This is a genomic window from Acinetobacter sp. V89_4, assembly GCF_029967875.1.
Taxonomy (GTDB): Bacteria; Pseudomonadota; Gammaproteobacteria; order Pseudomonadales; family Moraxellaceae; genus Acinetobacter; species Acinetobacter oleivorans.
This window is the reverse complement of the sequence record NZ_JASCAI010000001.1, coordinates 14,974-33,848: the sequence shown is the minus strand read 5'-3', so window position 1 is coordinate 33,848 and position 18,875 is coordinate 14,974. Positions and strand designations below refer to the sequence as shown.

Here is an 18,875-nt window from a genome sequence, read left to right as displayed (position 1 = left end):
GATATGTCATGAAAATTTTATCCATTCGAATAAAAAATCTGGCATCTCTTTCTGATGAACACTTTATTGATTTTGAAAGTGCGCCCCTCGCCCATGCTGGTCTTATTGCGATTGTGGGAAAAACGGGTGCAGGCAAGTCGACCATTTTAGATGCGATGTGTCTGGCTTTGTTTAATCGGGTTCCTCGCCTTAAAGACAGCGACGGCAAATTAAAAGATGTCGATGGTTCAGAGTTACTCACTAACTCACCTTTGACTGTATTACGCCGTGGTACAGGACATGGTTTTGCGGAACTTTGCTTTATCGCACAAGATCAAAAACGCTATTTGGCACGTTGGGAAATTAAACGTGCGCGTGAAAACCCAAATGGTAAATTACAAAGCGTACAACGGCATTTAAAATGCCTGACCGATGGCGTCGTGCTTGCCGACAAAGCCAAAGCAGTTGATGAAAAAATCAAACAAATTACCCAGCTTTCTTTTGAACAGTTTACTCGTGCGGTATTACTTGCCCAGTCAGAAGTGACCGCATTTTTAAAAGCACGAGACAGCGAACGCGGTGAATTACTCGAGTACCTGACCAACTCCAGCATATTCGCCAAAATTGGTGAGCTGGCTTTTCGTAAAACAGCAGATATTGCAAAGCAGCGTAAACAGCTTGAAGAGTTCTTAGGCCATATCGAAATTTTGTCTGATGAAGAGATTGCTGCATTTACCGAACAATATCAGCAAGCCGAACAAAACCATCAACAGTTAGAACAACAAAAAAATGTCTTAGATAAACAGCAACAATGGTTTGAGCGTAAGGCGAAACTTGAGCAAGAAGTTCAAGCTAAACAGCAACAGTTTCAAACTCAACAAAATCATCATCAACAATTGGCTGGTGAGCGTGAGCAATTAAAACGACTCGAAGTTTTCTCTGAAATACGCCCACAAGTTTTTCAGCAATCTCAAAATTTACAAACCCTACAACAACTTGAGCCGCAAATTCAGCAAGCGCAAACCAAGTTTAATGAGTTGGTGCAAATTTTTGAAACGGGCCAAAAACAATATCAACTTGCAGAACAAGAACTCAAACAGACGCTCGATTTTGAGCAACAACATCAACAAGCCTTAAATCAAGTTCGACAGTCCATTCAGGAACGTGCTTTTATTGCCGATGAATATAAAAAGTGCAAAGAAAAAAGACATACTCTTGAGCAGAAACTCAGTCCACTGCACCAACAGCAAAACACTGTGCAACAGCACATTGCACAGCTTGAGCAGAACCAAATTCATCTGCAACAACAGCTTACCCAAACTCAGCAATATGCTGTGTTGGATAAAGGCCTTTCAGCCCATTTAAATCAACTTGGGCAATTTATTCAAAATTACCAAGCAATTGAACAGCAGCTCGGCAACCCTACCCTTGCTCGCCAGAAGCTATCAGAAGCTAAAAGTGAACTCGAACAGATCACTGTTTCTGTAGGCACAGTTGAACAGATTGAGTTAAAGCTTGAACAACAGCGTAAAGATAAAGATCAAAAACTTGCTCAAATCACTCAGTTAGATCTGATTCAACAGAAAATAAAAATTTATCATGAGCTATATGCTGAGCTTCAGCAATTCACCGAAAAACAGACACAGACCTCAGCCCAAGAGCAGCAGCTTAAAACCATTTGTCAGTTAGCTGAGCAAGAGTACCAAACAGCAAAAACTGAACGTGAAAAGTTACAGCACATCCTGCAACAGCAGCGTTTATTACACACCGAAAATATTGAGCAGTTACGGGCCAATCTTAAAGACGGCGAAGCTTGCCTAGTGTGTGGCAGCACACATCATCCCTATCGTGTTGATGACAGTGCAGTTTCCAAGGCCTTGTTCGATTTGCAGCAACAACAAGAGCAACAGGCAGTAGCGCTAGAACAAACTAAATTTAATGCATGGCAAAACCAACAACATGCGCTTACCCAGTGTCTTGCTGAGCTTGAGCAAGTTCAGAAATACTTAACTCAACTTAAAGCCAAACAATCAAGCTTGCAGCAAGAACTTGAGCAGCAGTTTAGCCTCAATCAGTTACACATTGAGCTTAATCAGTCTCCTGAACAAATCTTGCTAAAGCTGAACGAACTCAGACAAGCCGCGCAAACTGCTATCAGTTCATTTGACTCAGAAAACGTGCGTTTAACCCAAGCCATTAAACAACACAATCAGCTCGTTCAATCTATTCAGCGTAATGAAAGCTTGCTCAATACGGCACAGCAATGGCAACAACAGGTTCAACATATTGTTGAGTGTTTATCGGAAACTGAACAACAGGCATGGCAGCAAGCAAGTAGCCAAACGGCTAAACAAACTTGGACTATTCTTGATGCACGCGCCAAGCAACTTGAACAACAAGAACAGCTTTCACAACGTTTCGAACAGCAGCAACAAGAACTGAAAATGTTAGCTGCCAATCTTGAGCAAATGACCAAGCAAATTGATGAGATCGATCAAAATCTCCAAGAGATTACGCTTAAAGGCCAACAGAATAATGAAAAAGCGGTGTCGCTCATTCAACAAATGACTGGCCGCGCTGACATTAAACCGCACGAATGGTTAATTGAGCACGATGCTAAACGTCAGCAGCAACAAACGGCGTACCACGAAGCTAAACAACGTTTCGAACAAACCAGACAGCACTTTGAACAACAAAAACAGGCACTTGATCAGCTCAAGCATCAACATCAACACACCTCGCAACATCAGCAGCAGGTTGATGAACAAATTCAAAACTGGTTAAAGGCTCACGCTGATTTTCAAGCATCTGCTCTTACGGCGCTCATGCAGATTAATTCAACCCAAGAGCAAGACATTCGTAACCGACTTAATCATGCCGAGCGTCTATTAAGTGAAGCCTCATCTGCCCTTAAAACCATGCAAGAGCAATTGAGCGAGCATTTGCAAACTCAGCCAGATATTGAACATGAAAAGCTTGTTCACCTTATTCAAAACAATATTGCAGAGCTTAAAGCACAGCTTGAAGTACGTGATCGACTGAAGCTTAAGCTCGAAGTGCACCAGCAAAACCTTGCCAAACAGCAGCAATACGCCGAGCAAATTCGAAACATTCAGCAAGAAGAACATCGCTGGAGCAAAATTTCAGGTCTAATTGGTGATGCCAAAGGTAAAGAGTTCCGTGACTATGCCCAGCAATATCACCTAGATATTTTAGTTGAACATGCTAACCAGCAACTGGCGATGCTGTCTCAGCGTTATACGCTTAAACGTCTAGAGCAATCGTTAAGTCTTGCGATTATTGACCATGATATGGATGGAGAAACCCGCTCTGTTGCATCTTTATCTGGCGGTGAATCATTCTTAACTGCCCTTGCCTTGTCTTTAGCCATTGCCAATATGGCCTCAGGTTCAATGAAAATTGAATCTCTATTTATTGATGAAGGGTTTGGTACTTTGGATGCTTCTTCTTTGCACATGGTCATGAATGCTTTAGACCAATTGCAAAATCAGGGTCGTCAGGTCATTCTCATTTCACACATTCAAGAAATGCATGAGCGTATTCCAGTACAAATTCAGGTGAAACCACTCGGCGCGGGTGCAAGTACAATTGAGGTCGTGGGTTAACTTACCAAGATTTCCTATCTGGAATTTAATGAATCTTATAGAACAAAGGGGCGTTTCATTTACGCCCCTTTTTCTTGTATGGTCTTTTACTAATTTTTTATTTTAAAACATCAAAAAATTAATTCACGCAGAGTACGACAACTGCAAAACCGATACAGTACAGACCGAACAAATGCCAACGGCCATGTTCTAACCATGAAGACAACCATTTTAGCGCTAAAAGACCAGCACCAAAGCTAAAGCACATACCCAACAAGCTTGGAACCATCGAATGGAATATTTGTCCATGAGCCACTGTTTGTAAGCCTTGAGCGTGAACTAACCGATATAACTCTTTTAAGATTACTGCTGGTGTTAGTACCACAGCCAACGCAAAACTGAACTCTTCAGCCTTTTGACGTGATACCCCTAAAAATAGACCTGTAGAGATGGTTGCACCAGAACGTGAAAAGCCACGGAAAGGCAAACATAAAGCCTGCACCGCCCCAATAATAGAAGCACTACGCAAACTAATTTCACCCTGCTGACCACGATCTAAACGTGAAGATAAAATAATAAGAACACCTGCCGAAATTAGCGCGGCTGCCATGAGTTTTGAGTTACTAAATAAATGCTCAATTTCGAAACTGCTAGCGCCGCCAAAAAACACATGTTTAATCAAAGATTGAAGCGCTAAACCAAGCACGCCTGTAATAAGCGTTGCTAAAATAATATAGAAGGCTTGTTTCTTAAAACTTTCCCATGAAGAAAAATAGGTTTTTTTCCAAGATTTCCAAAAATAAACGATCACTGCAAACATCGTACCTGTATGTAACATAACAAGTAAGAAGGTCATATCAGGTGCAGATGGATCATACCCCATTAACTTTTCAGCTAAAATAACGTGTGCGGAACTAGAAACTGGCAATAACTCAGCGAATCCCTGAATGATTGCCAGAATGAAAACATGCAATAAATCCATACATTACACACTCAAATATTAAAATATTTGGGTTATAAGCCAGGAAAATTAAATTTAAATTAACAAATTACAGTTACCCGACAAAACGTTTATCTAAATTGTAAAAGTCATTTTTTCTCAACTGTATCGCGCTTTCCAAATAAAGCCGTTCCTACACGTACCATGGTTGAACCTGCGGCAATTGCAGCGTCTAAATCTCCTGACATTCCCATGCTTAATGTGTCCCATTGTTCTGGGTGGGCATGTTTTTCTTTCACAGCATCAAATAAGGCTTTAGCATCTGCAAAAGCAGCTGTATTGTCTGGTGCTGGAATTACCATCAAACCACGTAGTTTGATTTTTGCTAATTGGCTAATTTGAGCAACTAACTCGGCAACCTCATCTGGTGCACAACCATCTTTACTGTCTTGCCCATCAATATTCACTTGCAAACAAATATTCAAGTCAGATTGATCTTGAAGTCTTTGATTAGATAATCGCTCAGCAATAATCAAACGATCTACACCATGCACCCAATCAAACTTTTCAGCCAAATGTTTAGTCTTGTTGCGCTGAACATGACCAATAAAATGCCATTCAATTTCTAAATCTTGTAAAGCTTCGATTTTGTCTAAAGCTTCCTGTAAATAGTTTTCACCAAATGCTCTTTGCCCTGCTGCATACATTTCACGCAAACTTTCACTCGGATGTGTTTTTGATACGGCTAAAAGTTGCACAGTTTCAGGCGCACGCTGAGCATGTTCACAAGCAACTCTGATTTGCTGTAATACGTGCTGCCGCGCATCTTGCAGGTAATTCATTGACAAGGTTCTCATTTTCAAAAAACTTTTTTGCTTTTCACCTAAAGCGAGGTGTTGGTAAGCCTCGGTGAAAGCCGTATATTATTCTACAAAATAATGACATATTTTGATTTACTTGGGGAAATTATGGATATTACAGAGCTACTCGCCTTCTCTGTGAAAAATGGCGCGTCCGATTTACATTTATCTGCTGGCATGCCACCAATGATTCGCGTTGATGGTGAAGTCCGTCGCATTAACTTACCGGCTCTAGATCATAAAGATGTTCACCGTCTAGTCTATGACATCATGAATGATAAACAACGTCGAGACTATGAAGAAAAACTTGAAACCGACTTTTCTTTTGAAGTGCCAAATGTTGCTCGTTTCCGTGTTAACGCATTTAACCAAAACCGCGGTGCTGGTGCAGTATTCCGTACCATTCCATCTAAAGTACTGACCATGGAAGATTTAGGCTTAGGTCAAATCTTTAAAGATATTTGCGACTATCCACGTGGGATTGTACTGGTTACAGGTCCAACAGGTTCGGGTAAATCTACGACACTTGCAGCGATGATGGACTATATTAACGAAAATCGTTATGACCATATTTTAACGGTTGAAGACCCTATCGAATTTGTACACCAATCGAAGAAATGTTTGATTAACCAACGTGAAGTACATCGTGATACACATGGCTTTAACGAAGCACTTCGTTCGGCACTGCGTGAAGACCCCGATATTATTTTGGTCGGCGAGATGCGTGACCTTGAAACCATCCGTTTAGCACTTACTGCTGCCGAAACGGGTCACTTGGTATTTGGTACGCTCCATACGACTTCTGCTGCAAAAACCATTGACCGTGTGATTGACGTATTCCCTGCCGAAGAAAAAGACATGGTTCGTGCCATGTTATCTGAATCTTTACAGGCTGTTATTTCTCAAACTCTACTTAAAAAGAACGGCGGTGGGCGTGTGGCAGCACATGAAATCATGATTGGTATTCCTGCCATTCGTAACTTAATTCGTGAAAATAAAGTCGCACAAATGTATTCATCAATTCAGACTGGTGCAAATCATGGCATGACGACACTCGACCAAAGCTTAAAAGGTTTGGTATCTCGTGGTGTGATTAGCCCACAAACTGCACGTACTGCTGCAAAACAGCCCGAATCATTCCTATAAAAATAATTAGAGAATAAATATGGATTTTAATGACCTACTCAACCTCATGGTTGAAAAAAAATCATCCGATCTTTTTATTACAGATGGTGTTGCGCCATCTATGAAAATTAACGGGCAAATTGTTCCAATTTCAAAAAATAGTCTTTCTGGGGACGTTATTGGTCAACTCTTACATTCCATCATGAGCGAAAAACAGCGCAAAGAATTTGCAGACACTCGTGAATGTAACTTTGCCATTATGAACCGTGATAAAACGGCCCGCTTTCGTGTGAGCGCTTTTCAGCAGCGTGACATGCCAGGCATGGTACTACGTCGAATTGAAACTAAAATTCCTTCAATTGATGACTTGCAGTTACCGCCCGTTCTTAAAGATTTATCCATGACCAAACGCGGCATCATTATTTTTGTTGGTGCGACAGGTACAGGTAAATCAACGTCTTTGGCTTCAATGATTAGCTATCGTAACCACAATACTAAAGGTCATATCATTACCATTGAAGATCCAATCGAGTTTATTCACGAACACGCGGGCTGCATCATTACCCAACGTGAAGTCGGAATCGATACGGACTCATTTGAAATTGCCTTAAAAAATACTTTGCGACAAGCACCAGATGTCATCTTGATTGGTGAGATTCGATCTCGTGAAGTAATGGACTACGCGATTGGCTTTGCTGAAACAGGTCACCTTGTATTAGCCACAATGCACGCCAACAACGCTAACCAAGCACTTGACCGTATTATTCACTTCTTTGAAAGTGACCGCCACAGTCAGCTCTACATGGACTTATCTCTTAACTTAAAGGCCATGATTGCTCAGCAACTTATTCCAACACCTGATGGCAAATCGCGCCGCGCCGCAATTGAAATTTTAATTAACTCACCATTAATTTCAGATTACATTCGTAAAGGTGAAATTCATGAAATTAAAGATTTAATGAAACGATCACGTGAACTCGGTATGCAAACCTTCGACCAAGCATTGTTTGATCTCTATAAAGCAGGCCAAATTACCTACAAAGATGCATTAAAACATGCCGATTCACCAAATGATTTACGTTTGACGATTAAGCTTGCTGAAGAAGGACCTGATCAAATTGCAGGCACAAATCAGCATTTAACCTTCGATCGACAGTAATTTCTTCATAAAAAAAGGAAGGTTAAACGTAACCTTCCTTTTTTATTTGTTTTCTTTGTGTGAAAACGATTATTTCTTGCGCAGAACTTCCTGACATTCAGGTTCGTTACAGTAACCGTAGAGGTTTAATGAGTGCCCCGTTAAGGTAAACCCATGTTGGTCTGCTACAGCATGCTGTTCCTTCTCGATAACATCATTAGTAAATTCAATAACTTTGTTGCAATTATGGCAAACCAAATGATCGTGATGATCTTCTTGCATAATTTCGAAAACAGAATGATTATTTTCGAAATGATGACGCTGAATGATACCTGCAGCTTCAAATTGTGTTAACACACGGTAAACTGTCGCAAGACCGACATCTTCCCCTTGTTCTAACAAAGTCTTGTAAATATCTTCAGCACTAAGATGATGTTGCTTTGAATTTTCTAATAATTCCAAAATCTTAATTCGTGGAAGGGTAACTTTAAGTCCAGCTTTGCGCAAATCTTGATTGGAAATAGGCATGAAAAAAGGTCTCTCAACAAATCTCAAGTTGGAATAGGCAATAGAATTTAGATGAAGTATGATCTATCCTTTGATCAAATGCATCATAATTTATTGGGATAGTGTAGCAAAATGCAAAAACTCGTGCTGACGTTATTAGTCACTTCACTCCTTGCTGGTTGTTCAATCTTTGGTGTATATAAGGTTGATATTCCTCAAGGGACTCCTTTGACCAAAGCTCAGGCCTCTCAAGTACAAGTCGGCATGAATTTCCAGCAAGTGCGTTTTTTGCTTGGTAGTCCAACTGTGACTGATCCACTCAATCCTCAGCGTTGGGACTACATTTACAACTATATCCCGGGAACTTATGCTAAAAAGGCAAAAATCCCCGCAGCACATGGTCAGCATTTAAAAATTTACTTTGATGGCACTGGCACAGTAACTAAAATTGAAGGTTTAGAAACTATTCCAGAATCGCAACCAGGTTTACCTGCTTCTAAAGAAGCGATTTTAACTGCCCCACCACTATAATCGTTTTTTCTAATAAAAATAAACCCCTCAAGTGAAATACTTCGAGGGGTTTTATTTATGGGGCTTATTGCTTTAAGCGATTACTTTTAACATATCGCCCCACAGGATTTTTCTCGGCGCGTTTACGACGTATATCCTTAGGATTAATCGTTAAAGGCCGATAGACCTCTACCCGATCACCTGTTTGTAGTACTGCATCAGCTTCTACTTTTGCACCAAATATGCCAAGTTGTAATGGCTCCGGCAAACTTATCTGTGTTCGCAACCCACTCGCTTCAACTGCTTGTAATGCTGTCATTCCAGCTTCAAATGGAATAGCAACTAGAAACTGTTGCTCTGGGGCTGCAAAAGCAACCCACACTTGCTGAGCTTTTTCCATCAGATAATTTGTCCAACTACCGCAATCATGGCAATTATAATTGAAAGCGGTAAAACAATACGTACCGCAATACGCCACAAGTTATAGAACAACTCATTGCTAAAATTCATTGATTTACGCAAGTGGCTAATTTTCATAATCCAGCCAGCAAAAATTGCATAGATTAGGCAAATGAGTAATCCCCAAAGCATCAAAATTAGCGTAAAGATGCCGTGAAGTTCAGGCACAGCCCAAACAGCAATTGCTATAACAATAATTACCCACTGTAAAACGTACATCAGTTGACGTTGAGCGAGCTGTTCTTTAGCAAGTTGAATAAACAGAGCTGTTGTCATTAGCGCCGTAAAAATCCAGGTAAAAACAGGAAGCTGTGCTTGAAGAGAAAAGAAACCAAACGCAACGACAGCAATTAACTGAGCTAACCAGATTGGAAGTACAGTTCGGGTAGCGCCTTCTTGAGAATGAATTACAGATAAACTATTTTGCCAGTAAAGTCCTAAGCCTAAACCACTCGCAACAAGAGCAAGTACAGTTGCATTACCCCACTCTTTAAACTCAACATTTGTCCAATGCCAAGGCTGTAAAGTCGTTCCCACTGTATTAGCTAGCACAAGAGAAGCGATTACACCGACTGTCATTAACACAATTAAAATCTGACGCGGAATAAAAGATAAAATTAAAGCCGCAACTGCAAGACCAGCAAAAACAATTTGCCCAGAAACACTGTTATTGAGCTGTACTGTCAGTAAATTGCCAGCAGTACTCAGTACATTCCCGGCTAAAAATGGAATAAAAATAACTGCAAGCCAACCAGCCAAACGCCATTTTGGTGAACTATCTGCTTCACGAGTTAAACTTGATAAAGCATTTAAAGCAGTAGTCTTCGACCGTTTTGCTAAGGCAATTTCTAAATAACAAACTGGCAGAGCCAATAACAGCATTGTGCCCAACCACAATAACCAGAAATCGATTTGACGATCAATCTGGATGCCCATAGCGGGTGCCAATGTCGCCATAATGATGAAAGACAAGCAAAACGCCATCAGGGGCGATAACCATCGTGACATAGGTATGTCCTGCATTATGCATTCCTTGAAAAAGACTATAGATATTTTGCCCGTCTCATGCCTGAAAATCAAAGTTTGCTCAATAAAAAAAGCAAACTACCGAAACGATAGTTTGCTGCGCTAACTAAAATTATAAGTTTTGTTATTTAAGTTATGCGAAAAACCGAGCAAACCAGTTTTTCCCTTTCTTCTTTTCTTTTTCTCTAATAATTCCCATCATATTTTCTTTTACAGCCCCCACATAATCAGCATCATCATGTTGAATATGGTTAATTAACCATTTTGCTAAAATTTCTTGTAGCTCTTTTTCAACAGTATGTCCCATTTCAAAACGCTCACGATATAACTCTATTTTTTTAATAAACAAGTCATGTACACGTTTATGTGGTACACGATATTTATAATCAGCTTCCTCTTGCAAACTTTCTTCGAAAGTAAAATGTGATTGCGTGTAATCAATAATATTATCTAAAACATCTTTAATTCGACGTCTATCTTCATCATCTTTTACATCATCAATTTCATTAATATAATCAAGTATTCGTTTATGTTGCTCATCAATAACATCAATACCCGTATTATATTCTGAAGCCCATTTCATTTTCATACATCTCCCCAATGATGTTCAATGACTGTTGCATAAACCTCATGATATATTTAAAGAATATAAATAAAAACAAAGCTATTTTGTCGGGTTTATCATATAAAAATTATATTAAACATAAATTATTGTTTTTATTTATTTTTTAAAATTTTAACCAACTAAAATAATAAAGTATTTTTTAAACAAAATACTTTATTATTAAGCGTTTAATATATATAAATATTCCTATTTATATATTTTAAATATACTTTATATTAATATTGATCTGCACGAGTAATACGTTTAAGTTCAGGATTTTCCTGCTCACGCTTTAATCTCTCTACATAAGTAATTGCTTTTTTAATTGGTTCGCCATGTTGAAATAAAATCATTTCACCGGGTTGATAAGCTGTCCAGTTTTCATTATGTGTTAAAGGTTCAGTTGTTATTACTGCCACACGATCTTCAGGGGTTGTTACCTGACTAAAATCGACTTCAACATCTAAATCAATTAAATGAGCCTGATTAAATGGATATTCTCGAACCAACCAATGTAATTTAGTAATCGCATAACTAAATAATGCCTTGCCATTCGATAAGCAATAATTAAATGTGCCGTACTCAGCAATTTGTGGCGAAATTTTTTCTAATACTTCAAATATCTGTTCAAGGCTTGGTTCTTCATAGCCAAAAGCTTCAACGAGTTGATCGAGCAAATAACAAAATGCGCGTTCACTGTCTGTATTGCCCACAGGCGTAAAACGTCCACTCAGTGGTGGATCAAAGTCATGTAAATCACCATTATGGGCGAAAATCCAATGACGCCCCCACAATTCTCTAATAAACGGATGAGAATTTTCTAAAGTAATTTTACCTTGAGTCGCTTTACGAATATGCGCGATCACATTACGTGATTTAATAGGATAATTACGGATAAGATCGGCAATTGGAGATTCAACCGCCGACTGGTTATCGACAAATAAACGACAAGCCTTATCTTCGAAAAATGCAATACCAAATCCATCACTATGGTCTGAGGTAATTCCTGCACGCTGTGAAAAACCACGGAAAGAAAAAGTAATATCCGTTGGTGTTGCACAATTCATTCCTAATAGCTGGCACATATCGCTTTTAAACTACTTCTAATTACCCCATCTGCTCTATTGTGCATGAGAGTAAAATTGCTTGCAAATCTCAATATGTGCTGGCTATTAGAAAATAGAACATATGATTAACGCTGACCCATTTTATTCATGACAAATGAAGTCGCCACTTTATTCACTTCCAGAAATACAAAATAATCTAGACAGTTAAACTCTTCATCAAAATAAGACTGTTTCGATAGTTTTGATTGCATACTCAAATACATTTGGAACAACTTCGGCATACGTTCATCTTGTGGAAAGCTAAACTCAGGATATTCAGGTTCGTAAATTTTTTTCGAACGGATATCAATGGTTTTACTTTCAGGTAATTGCTGAATCTGGCGATGCGTGTAGTACGCTCTAGCCAAATTATCTTGTAGATGAATACTGACACAGCCCATCAAATATTTAGCGCGCATTGACCATAGCACTTTCGGTGCAAGGTTCAACCACAGTGTCGATAATGCTTTACCATTACGAAAGCGAGGATGAACACAGGTACGCCCTATTTCCAACACATTAGGAAGATGTGATAACTGAGGAACAATATCAAACTCATGTGCGCTGTAACTTTGTGCAATCTCATGACCTTGAAATAATTTTAGACGGGTATATGCGACAATCTCTCCAGTCCACTTTTCACGTAAGACCGCATGCTCACAACCAAAATCATAAATGTCTTGGTCTAAGTTATCTTCAAAATGAATTCCAAATTGTTGGCTAAATTGTTGTGCACGAAACCGCTGTACATCTTGTAATTCTTTTAAATTATCAACCCATTCAAAACGAAATTGTGTCTGATTTATTGCTTTATGACGATTTAAAGGTAAAGTCCAGGTTTGGCGATATTGATTAAATTTTTCCAGCATAATGAACGCTCCTAGTGACACCCCTTACACTAGTCAAAGCTCATGACAAAAAAATGACCAAATTAAAATGGTATAAAAAAAGACCACCTAGGGTGATCTTTTTATTCAGAATAACGGATTTCTTAAGCTGTTTTAGTGCGATTAGAAATGAGTGTTCCAACCCCATGATCAGTGAAGATTTCAAGCAATGTTGCATGTGGTACACGACCATCAACAATATGTGCGCTCACAACACCACCTTTAACAGCATCAAGTGCACAGCCTACTTTAGGAATCATACCGCCATAGATCACGCCTGTTTCAATGAGGCGATCAACTTCTTGCGTAGTAAGACCAGTTAATAGATTTTTATTTTCATCAAGCACGCCAGTAATATTGGTAAGCAAAATTAACTTTTCAGCGCCTAGTGCTTCTGCAACCTTACCTGCAACTAAATCAGCATTAATATTATAAGTATTGCCTTCTTCATCTACGCCTAATGGCGCAATCACTGGAATAAAGTCACTTTGAGTGAACATTTCCAATACATCGGTTTTAACGCCTGTTACTTCACCAACCATACCCAAGTCGATATGTTTGATAGAACCGTCTTCTTCTTGCTTTTCCATAAGTAATTTACGGGCACGAAGTAAATTACCATCTTTACCTGTTAAACCAATTGCACGGCCACCATGTTTATTAATCAGGTTAACAATTGATTTATTTACGCTACCACCTAATACCATTTCAACCACTTCCATGGTTGCAGCATCAGTTACACGCATACCGTCAATACGGTCAGACTCGCGGCCTAACTGCTTTAAAAATGAGTCTACTTGTGGTCCACCACCGTGAACAACAATCGGATTTAACCCGACAGTTTTAAGTAAAACGATGTCTCGGGCAAATGAACTTTCGAGCTCCGGATCAGTCATCGCGTTGCCACCGTATTTCACCACCAGCGTTTTACCAGTAAAACGTTGAATATACGGCAAAGCTTCAATCAAGATTTTTGCTTTGTCGACACCGATATGCTGATGTTGGGGCATTACGCCTCTCCTTACTTAGGCCTCTGAAAGTTCTTGTGCAATTTGCGGATAGTGCTCTTGCAACATATCTACAAATTTTTGCTGGATTTCCTTTAATCGTAAAGGATTATCTGCATCAAATCTTACTGTAAAATATTCACCAGTATTTGATGCTCGAATAATGCCAAAACCATCATCAAAATCAAGACGTACGCCATCGATTTTACTGATGCGAGCACCTAAACGATGACTTAAAATTTCAATATCTTGTAATACATACTTTGGATCAGACTGATACGTACCAATATAGGTATCTTCTGTACAACATCTTTCTGGATAAGGAGCAAACAATTCAGAAATTGTTGTCGCACTCGATTGAGTAAAATATTCCATTACACGTAATGCAGCATATAGACCATCGTCGTATCCGAAACCACGCCCATCATTAAATACGTAGTGGCCTGCATATTCTCCACCAAAAATGGCGCGTCCATTTGACTGAGATAAATAAGCTCTTAAGAAGCTACTTCCCGTGCGAATCATTTTTGCTTTTCCGCCGAGTTGTTCGACCGTTTTTTGAACCATGCGTGAACATTTCACGTCAAAAACAATTTCTTGCTCGGGGTGTTGTTCTAAGCACATTTGCGCAAAAAGTGATAACAAACGGTCTGCTGTCAATATCTGGGCTTTTTCATCGACTAAAACGACACGGTCTCCATCACCATCCAGAGCAATACCAATATCTGCTTGCTGCTCAACCACTGCTTTACGTAAATGAGTTAAATGAGCTGCATGCGAAGGGTCTGGTGCATGATCTGGAAACTCCCCATTCGGATGGGTTCGTAAAGCAATGACTTCACAGCCCATTTTTTCCAATATTAATTTTGAGCAGTGCCCAGCAGAGCCATGTAAACCATCTAAAATAACTTTTAAAGGACGTTTTAATTGAATATCTTTAAAAATGGCTTGCTGGTATTTCTGGCAAAATTCAGCTTTAAATTGAGGTAATGTTAACTCAAGTACAGAAATGGAATGAGCTGGTACATAATTTTGAGCTTCGTCACCCACCTGCTGAATCATTTCCGGAGATGGAGGTTCACCTTTTAAAATCCACTTAATACCATTATCCGATTTTGGATTATGGCTTGCAGTCACCATAATGCCATTGCCACCAAAATCTCTCGCAATGTAATACATCATTGGTGATGAACAACAGCCAATGTTGGTAACGTTTAAACCTTGTTCTACTAAAATCTCTTCAATTAATTGTGCATAGGCTGGACTTGTGAGACGGGCATCATAGCCAATCACTAATTGAGTTTGTTCTGCTTGTTTGTATTGTTGTGCCAATCCGTAGGCAATCGAACGAACAACGTCCGCGGTTAAGTAAGAAAGTTTGCCTCTAATATCGTAAGCACGAAAAATATTTTTTGGAAATGAGTGTCTTACATTCATAGCGTATCTTCTATTTAAAGATCAATCCGATCTATCGCAAAAACATAGATTATTCAAAATTTTTGAAAGGTTTGTTTGCTAAAAAAGTTAAAAGAATATGAGTAAAGCGTGTTGTAATATAATCCATTGTAACATTCAAGATATAAAAAGAAACGCCTGTTCAACAGGCGTTTGATTTTCGTTAATATTTTAGAAAAACTTATTGTTTACCTGTGTGACCAAAGCCACCAGCGCCACGTAAAGTTTCTTCAAATTCTTCTACTTGCTCAAATTCAGCTTGTACGACTGGCACTAAAACATATTGTGCCAAGCGCTCACCTGGTTCTAAACGGAATGTTGTTTGACCACGGTTCCAAACCGAAACCATCAATTCACCTTGGTAATCTGAATCGATCAAACCAACTAAGTTACCAAGCACGATACCGTGTTTATGACCTAAACCTGAACGCGGTAAAATTAAACCAGCAAAATTTACATCATGAATATAAATTGCCATACCTGTTTTAACTAAAACAGTTTGTCCTGGTTCAATATCAATTGCTTCATCGACGCAGGCACGTAAATCTAAACCCGCTGAACCTGCTGTTGCATATGAAGGTAAAGGCCATTCTTTACCTAAACGCGGATCGAGCAATTTCACTTGAACTTTCATGGGATTTCCTAAAAATTAAAAAATTAACGCTTTAATAAAGCTTTTAAATTTGCCAGATATTGTTGAGCCTGTTCTTTAGGGTCAACATTAGCCGCAATTTTCTTTTTACGCCCTAACCACTCCAGCTCATCTTGCGGAAGTTCATCAAGGAAACGGCTAGGTGTCATCTGTTTCATCTGTCCGCCATTTTTACGCTGTTCTGCCAGTGTTAACGTTAAACCTTGGCGTGCACGGGTAATTCCCACGTACATGAGACGGCGTTCTTCCTCAATGGTTTCTGCTGCAATCGAGTTTTTATGCGGCAATAGTTCTTCTTCGAGTCCCATAATGTACACATATGGGAATTCCAAACCTTTTGCAGCATGTAGAGTCAGTAAGTTAACTTTGTCCGTATCTTCTTCTTCCTGCTGCTGTTCTAAAAGGTCAAGCAGAACCAGTTTTCGAATGACACTTTCAATATTCTTTTCATCAACGTCTTCTGCACGGTTAATGAGATTTTGAATACTGGTGAATAAATTCTCAATGTTATCGAGCTTACTTTTCTCTTGTGCAGGTGTTGCAGACTGTTCACGAACGTAATCCATATAACCCGCTTCGTTCATCATTTGACGAACTTTAGGCACAGGTTCATCGTCTTCCAACAATTCACGCGTAAATGTCGCGATAAAGTCAGCAAATTCATGAAGCTGAGTTTCTGCCTTTTTAGGAAGCACCATGCTTAAACGTTGATCAGCAGAAGCACCAAGTAAAGACAAATTATTTTCTTGTGAGAATAAACCTAACTTCTCAAGAGTAACTGGGCCAATCGCACGTTTAGGTGTATTAATAATACGCAAGAAAGCACTGTCATCTTCTGGGTTAATAATGAGACGTAAATAACTCATCACGTCTTTAATTTCTGCACGAGCGAAGAACGAAGTACCACCAGATAATTTATACGGGATTTGCATTTGGCGAAGCTGTGTTTCTAATACACGCGCCTGAAAGTTACCACGATATAAAACGGCATAATCTTTCCAGTTTTTACCGTTCATGAGCTTATGAGTAAGTAGGTCTTTGACCACGCGCTCTGCTTCATCGTCATCATTACGACAGGTAATAATTCTGATGACTTCACCATGGCCTTTATCACTCCACAATTTCTTATCAAAAATATGCGGGTTATTTTGAATCACACAGTTCGCTGCTTTTAAAATACGGCTCGTTGAACGATAGTTCTGCTCAAGTTTAATAATTTGTAAATTTGGGAAATCCTGCTTAAGCAAAGCCATATTTTCAGGCTTAGCACCACGCCACGCATAGATTGACTGGTCATCGTCACCTACCGCGGTGAACTGCCCCATTACCCCAACTAAAAGTTTCACCAAAATATACTGAGCGGTGTTGGTATCTTGATATTCATCGACCAATAAATAGCGAACACGGTTTTGCCATTTATCTCGTACTTCTGCATTCTCTTGCAGTAAACGTGTTGGCATAACAATCAAGTCATCAAAATCGACCGCATTGTAGGCACGTAAATTACGTTCATAAAGCTGGTAAAGATGGGCAAACTGTACATCTTCAGGTGTTTCACAAGTTGAATGTGCTTGCTCTGGCACGATCAGATCATTTTTCCAGTCTGAAATTTTCTTCATTGCCTTAGCAATTAATTCTTTGCTTTCTGCACCTGACAAATTGTCGCGATGCATCAAATCCATCAAAATGCGCTTACAGTCATCTGCATCTAAAATCGAAAAATTAGCTTTTAAAGGTAAATTTTTAAGTTCTAAACGTAAAAGGTTTAAACCAAAAGTATGGAAAGTCGAGACTGATAAACCTTTTGATTCTTCACGTGACAAGAGCTTGGTCACACGCTCTTTCATTTCACGGGCAGCTTTGTTTGTGAAGGTCATCGCAGTGATACGATGCGCTGGAATACGGCAATGCTGCACCAAATAGGCAATTTTACGCGTAATTACCGATGTTTTACCTGAACCAGCACCAGCAAGCACCAATAAAGGGCCCTGAGTATATTTCATGGCTTCTTCTTGCTTGTTGTTCAATTGACTGGCAGATGACATCGTGTATTACCTCTTAATTTTTCGAGCATGATTATAGTCATCTCTGTTTTAGAATCCCAATAGTAAATCTATGGATATGTATAAATGATGTCTAATAATGCAATTTATGCGCCGCAGAATGTCGTGATTATTTCCTATACTGCACCCATAAAAAAACCACCCGAAGGTGGTTTTTGAAACAATAAACTAAATCTTATTGTTTAGCATAAATGCTGATTTCTACACGACGGTTTTGTTCACGGCCAGATGCAGTTGAGTTATCTGCGATTGGGTTAGATGAACCAAAACCTTGCGCGTCGATACGGCTAGCAGATACGCCTTGGCTAGCTAAATAACTACGTACTGATTGAGCGCGTGCTTGTGATAATGGAATGTTAATTGAATCATTACCAGTGTTATCAGTATAACCTGTTACAAGAATTGCACTCTTGTTATCTTCAGCCAAAGTTTGAGCAACTTTGTTCAAAGTTGAGTAGAAGTTTGGCTTGATGTTTGATTTGTTTGTATCAAAAGTAATGCTACCAGGCATAATTAATTGAACAGAACCATCTGGATTACGGCCAACGTCTACGCCAGTACCAGCCATTTGTTGACGTAATTTTTTCTCTTTTTGGTCAAGGTATAAACCACTAGCACCACCAAGAACTGCACCAATTGCTGCAGCACGGTTGTTTTGACGGCTAGAGTTTGCACTTGATTTAGAAATACCGTAACCAGCTGCTGCGCCGATTAATGTACCTAATGCGGCTTTATCGTATTCAACGCCACCAAGGTTGTTACCTGTTGTTTGACAACCAGAAAGTACTACTGCTGCCCCTACCACTGTTGAAATAACTAATGCACGCATTGCATGCCTCCTCACTTTGAGTGTTTTGTTGTTGAGTGAATAATGAAACAAAAAGGAAGTATAAAACATTGATATTTTGTTAATAATAAACAGTTTAGTTATGTTTTTGTAATATTTTGATGC

At 39.3% G+C, this 18,875-nt stretch carries 17 protein-coding genes; 4 read left to right on the top strand and 13 right to left on the bottom strand.

From position 1 onward, the window contains the following. Positions 1-8: 8 nt before the first annotated feature. On the top strand, positions 9-3,605 hold the full coding sequence (locus QLG01_RS00165) for an AAA family ATPase (RefSeq protein ID WP_282495537.1): 3,597 nt from the start codon (positions 9-11) through the stop codon (positions 3,603-3,605). Positions 3,606-3,723: 118 nt separating this feature from the next. Here the strand turns inward: QLG01_RS00165 and QLG01_RS00160 are convergent, their stop codons facing one another. After that, entirely contained in the window at positions 3,724-4,566 is an 843-nt protein-coding gene (locus QLG01_RS00160) for an undecaprenyl-diphosphate phosphatase (RefSeq protein ID WP_282495536.1), read from the bottom strand. Positions 4,567-4,673: 107 nt separating this feature from the next. Further along, positions 4,674-5,366 carry a YggS family pyridoxal phosphate-dependent enzyme gene (locus QLG01_RS00155; RefSeq protein ID WP_282495535.1) on the bottom strand — a complete coding sequence of 231 codons (693 nt, stop codon included), beginning with the start codon at positions 5,364-5,366 and terminating at the stop codon, positions 4,674-4,676. 126 nt (positions 5,367-5,492) lie between these two features. Between QLG01_RS00155 and QLG01_RS00150 the strand changes: the two genes are divergently transcribed. Together QLG01_RS00150 and QLG01_RS00145 are read left to right on the top strand one after the other, a co-directional pair. Further along, on the top strand, positions 5,493-6,530 hold the full coding sequence (locus QLG01_RS00150) for a type IV pilus twitching motility protein PilT (protein ID WP_003653239.1): 1,038 nt from the start codon (positions 5,493-5,495) through the stop codon (positions 6,528-6,530). 19 nt (positions 6,531-6,549) lie between these two features. Then, positions 6,550-7,668 (top strand): PilT/PilU family type 4a pilus ATPase, encoded by a 1,119-nt coding sequence (locus QLG01_RS00145; protein ID WP_004794117.1) that lies wholly within the window; start codon positions 6,550-6,552, stop codon positions 7,666-7,668. A gap of 69 nt (positions 7,669-7,737) precedes the next feature. Here QLG01_RS00145 and fur read toward each other — a convergent pair whose 3' ends face one another. Continuing rightward, a complete protein-coding gene (gene fur / locus QLG01_RS00140) occupies positions 7,738-8,175 on the bottom strand; it encodes a ferric iron uptake transcriptional regulator (protein ID WP_004794120.1) in 438 nt (145 codons plus the stop codon). A 111-nt stretch (positions 8,176-8,286) separates the two neighbouring features. Between fur and bamE the strand changes: the two genes are divergently transcribed. Then, a complete protein-coding gene (bamE, locus tag QLG01_RS00135; RefSeq protein WP_003653245.1) occupies positions 8,287-8,685 on the top strand; it encodes an outer membrane protein assembly factor BamE in 399 nt (132 codons plus the stop codon). Between the two features lie 64 nt (positions 8,686-8,749). Here the strand turns inward: bamE and QLG01_RS00130 are convergent, their stop codons facing one another. The 10 genes from QLG01_RS00130 to QLG01_RS00085 form a co-directional block, all read right to left on the bottom strand. Continuing rightward, positions 8,750-9,064 (bottom strand): RnfH family protein, encoded by a 315-nt coding sequence (locus QLG01_RS00130; RefSeq protein WP_282495534.1) that lies wholly within the window; start codon positions 9,062-9,064, stop codon positions 8,750-8,752. Then, positions 9,064-10,131: a hypothetical protein gene (locus QLG01_RS00125; RefSeq protein WP_282495533.1), complete on the bottom strand. Its 1,068-nt coding sequence runs from the start codon at positions 10,129-10,131 to the stop codon at positions 9,064-9,066. Before QLG01_RS00125 ends, QLG01_RS00130 begins: the two co-directional genes overlap by 1 nt. 151 nt (positions 10,132-10,282) lie before the next feature. Then, positions 10,283-10,738: a bacteriohemerythrin gene (locus QLG01_RS00120; protein WP_013198763.1), complete on the bottom strand. Its 456-nt coding sequence runs from the start codon at positions 10,736-10,738 to the stop codon at positions 10,283-10,285. A 251-nt stretch (positions 10,739-10,989) separates the two neighbouring features. Then, entirely contained in the window at positions 10,990-11,838 is an 849-nt protein-coding gene (locus tag QLG01_RS00115) for a class II glutamine amidotransferase (protein ID WP_151821698.1), read from the bottom strand. Between the two features lie 107 nt (positions 11,839-11,945). Then, positions 11,946-12,728, bottom strand: a complete 783-nt coding sequence (locus tag QLG01_RS00110; protein WP_199942626.1) for a GNAT family N-acetyltransferase — start codon at positions 12,726-12,728, stop codon at positions 11,946-11,948. 122 nt (positions 12,729-12,850) lie between these two features. Then, positions 12,851-13,756 (bottom strand): acetylglutamate kinase, encoded by a 906-nt coding sequence (gene argB / locus QLG01_RS00105; RefSeq protein ID WP_004794131.1) that lies wholly within the window; start codon positions 13,754-13,756, stop codon positions 12,851-12,853. Positions 13,757-13,771: 15 nt separating this feature from the next. Next, a complete protein-coding gene (locus QLG01_RS00100) occupies positions 13,772-15,190 on the bottom strand; it encodes a phosphomannomutase/phosphoglucomutase (RefSeq protein WP_282495532.1) in 1,419 nt (472 codons plus the stop codon). Positions 15,191-15,389: 199 nt separating this feature from the next. Further along, positions 15,390-15,842, bottom strand: coding sequence for a dUTP diphosphatase (dut, locus tag QLG01_RS00095; protein ID WP_003653255.1), 453 nt, complete (start codon positions 15,840-15,842; stop codon positions 15,390-15,392). Between the two features lie 23 nt (positions 15,843-15,865). Further along, positions 15,866-17,905, bottom strand: a complete 2,040-nt coding sequence (locus QLG01_RS00090; RefSeq protein WP_004794135.1) for a UvrD-helicase domain-containing protein — start codon at positions 17,903-17,905, stop codon at positions 15,866-15,868. A gap of 193 nt (positions 17,906-18,098) precedes the next feature. Continuing rightward, entirely contained in the window at positions 18,099-18,752 is a 654-nt protein-coding gene (locus tag QLG01_RS00085) for an OmpA family protein (RefSeq protein WP_151767738.1), read from the bottom strand. Positions 18,753-18,875 lie beyond the last annotated feature (123 nt).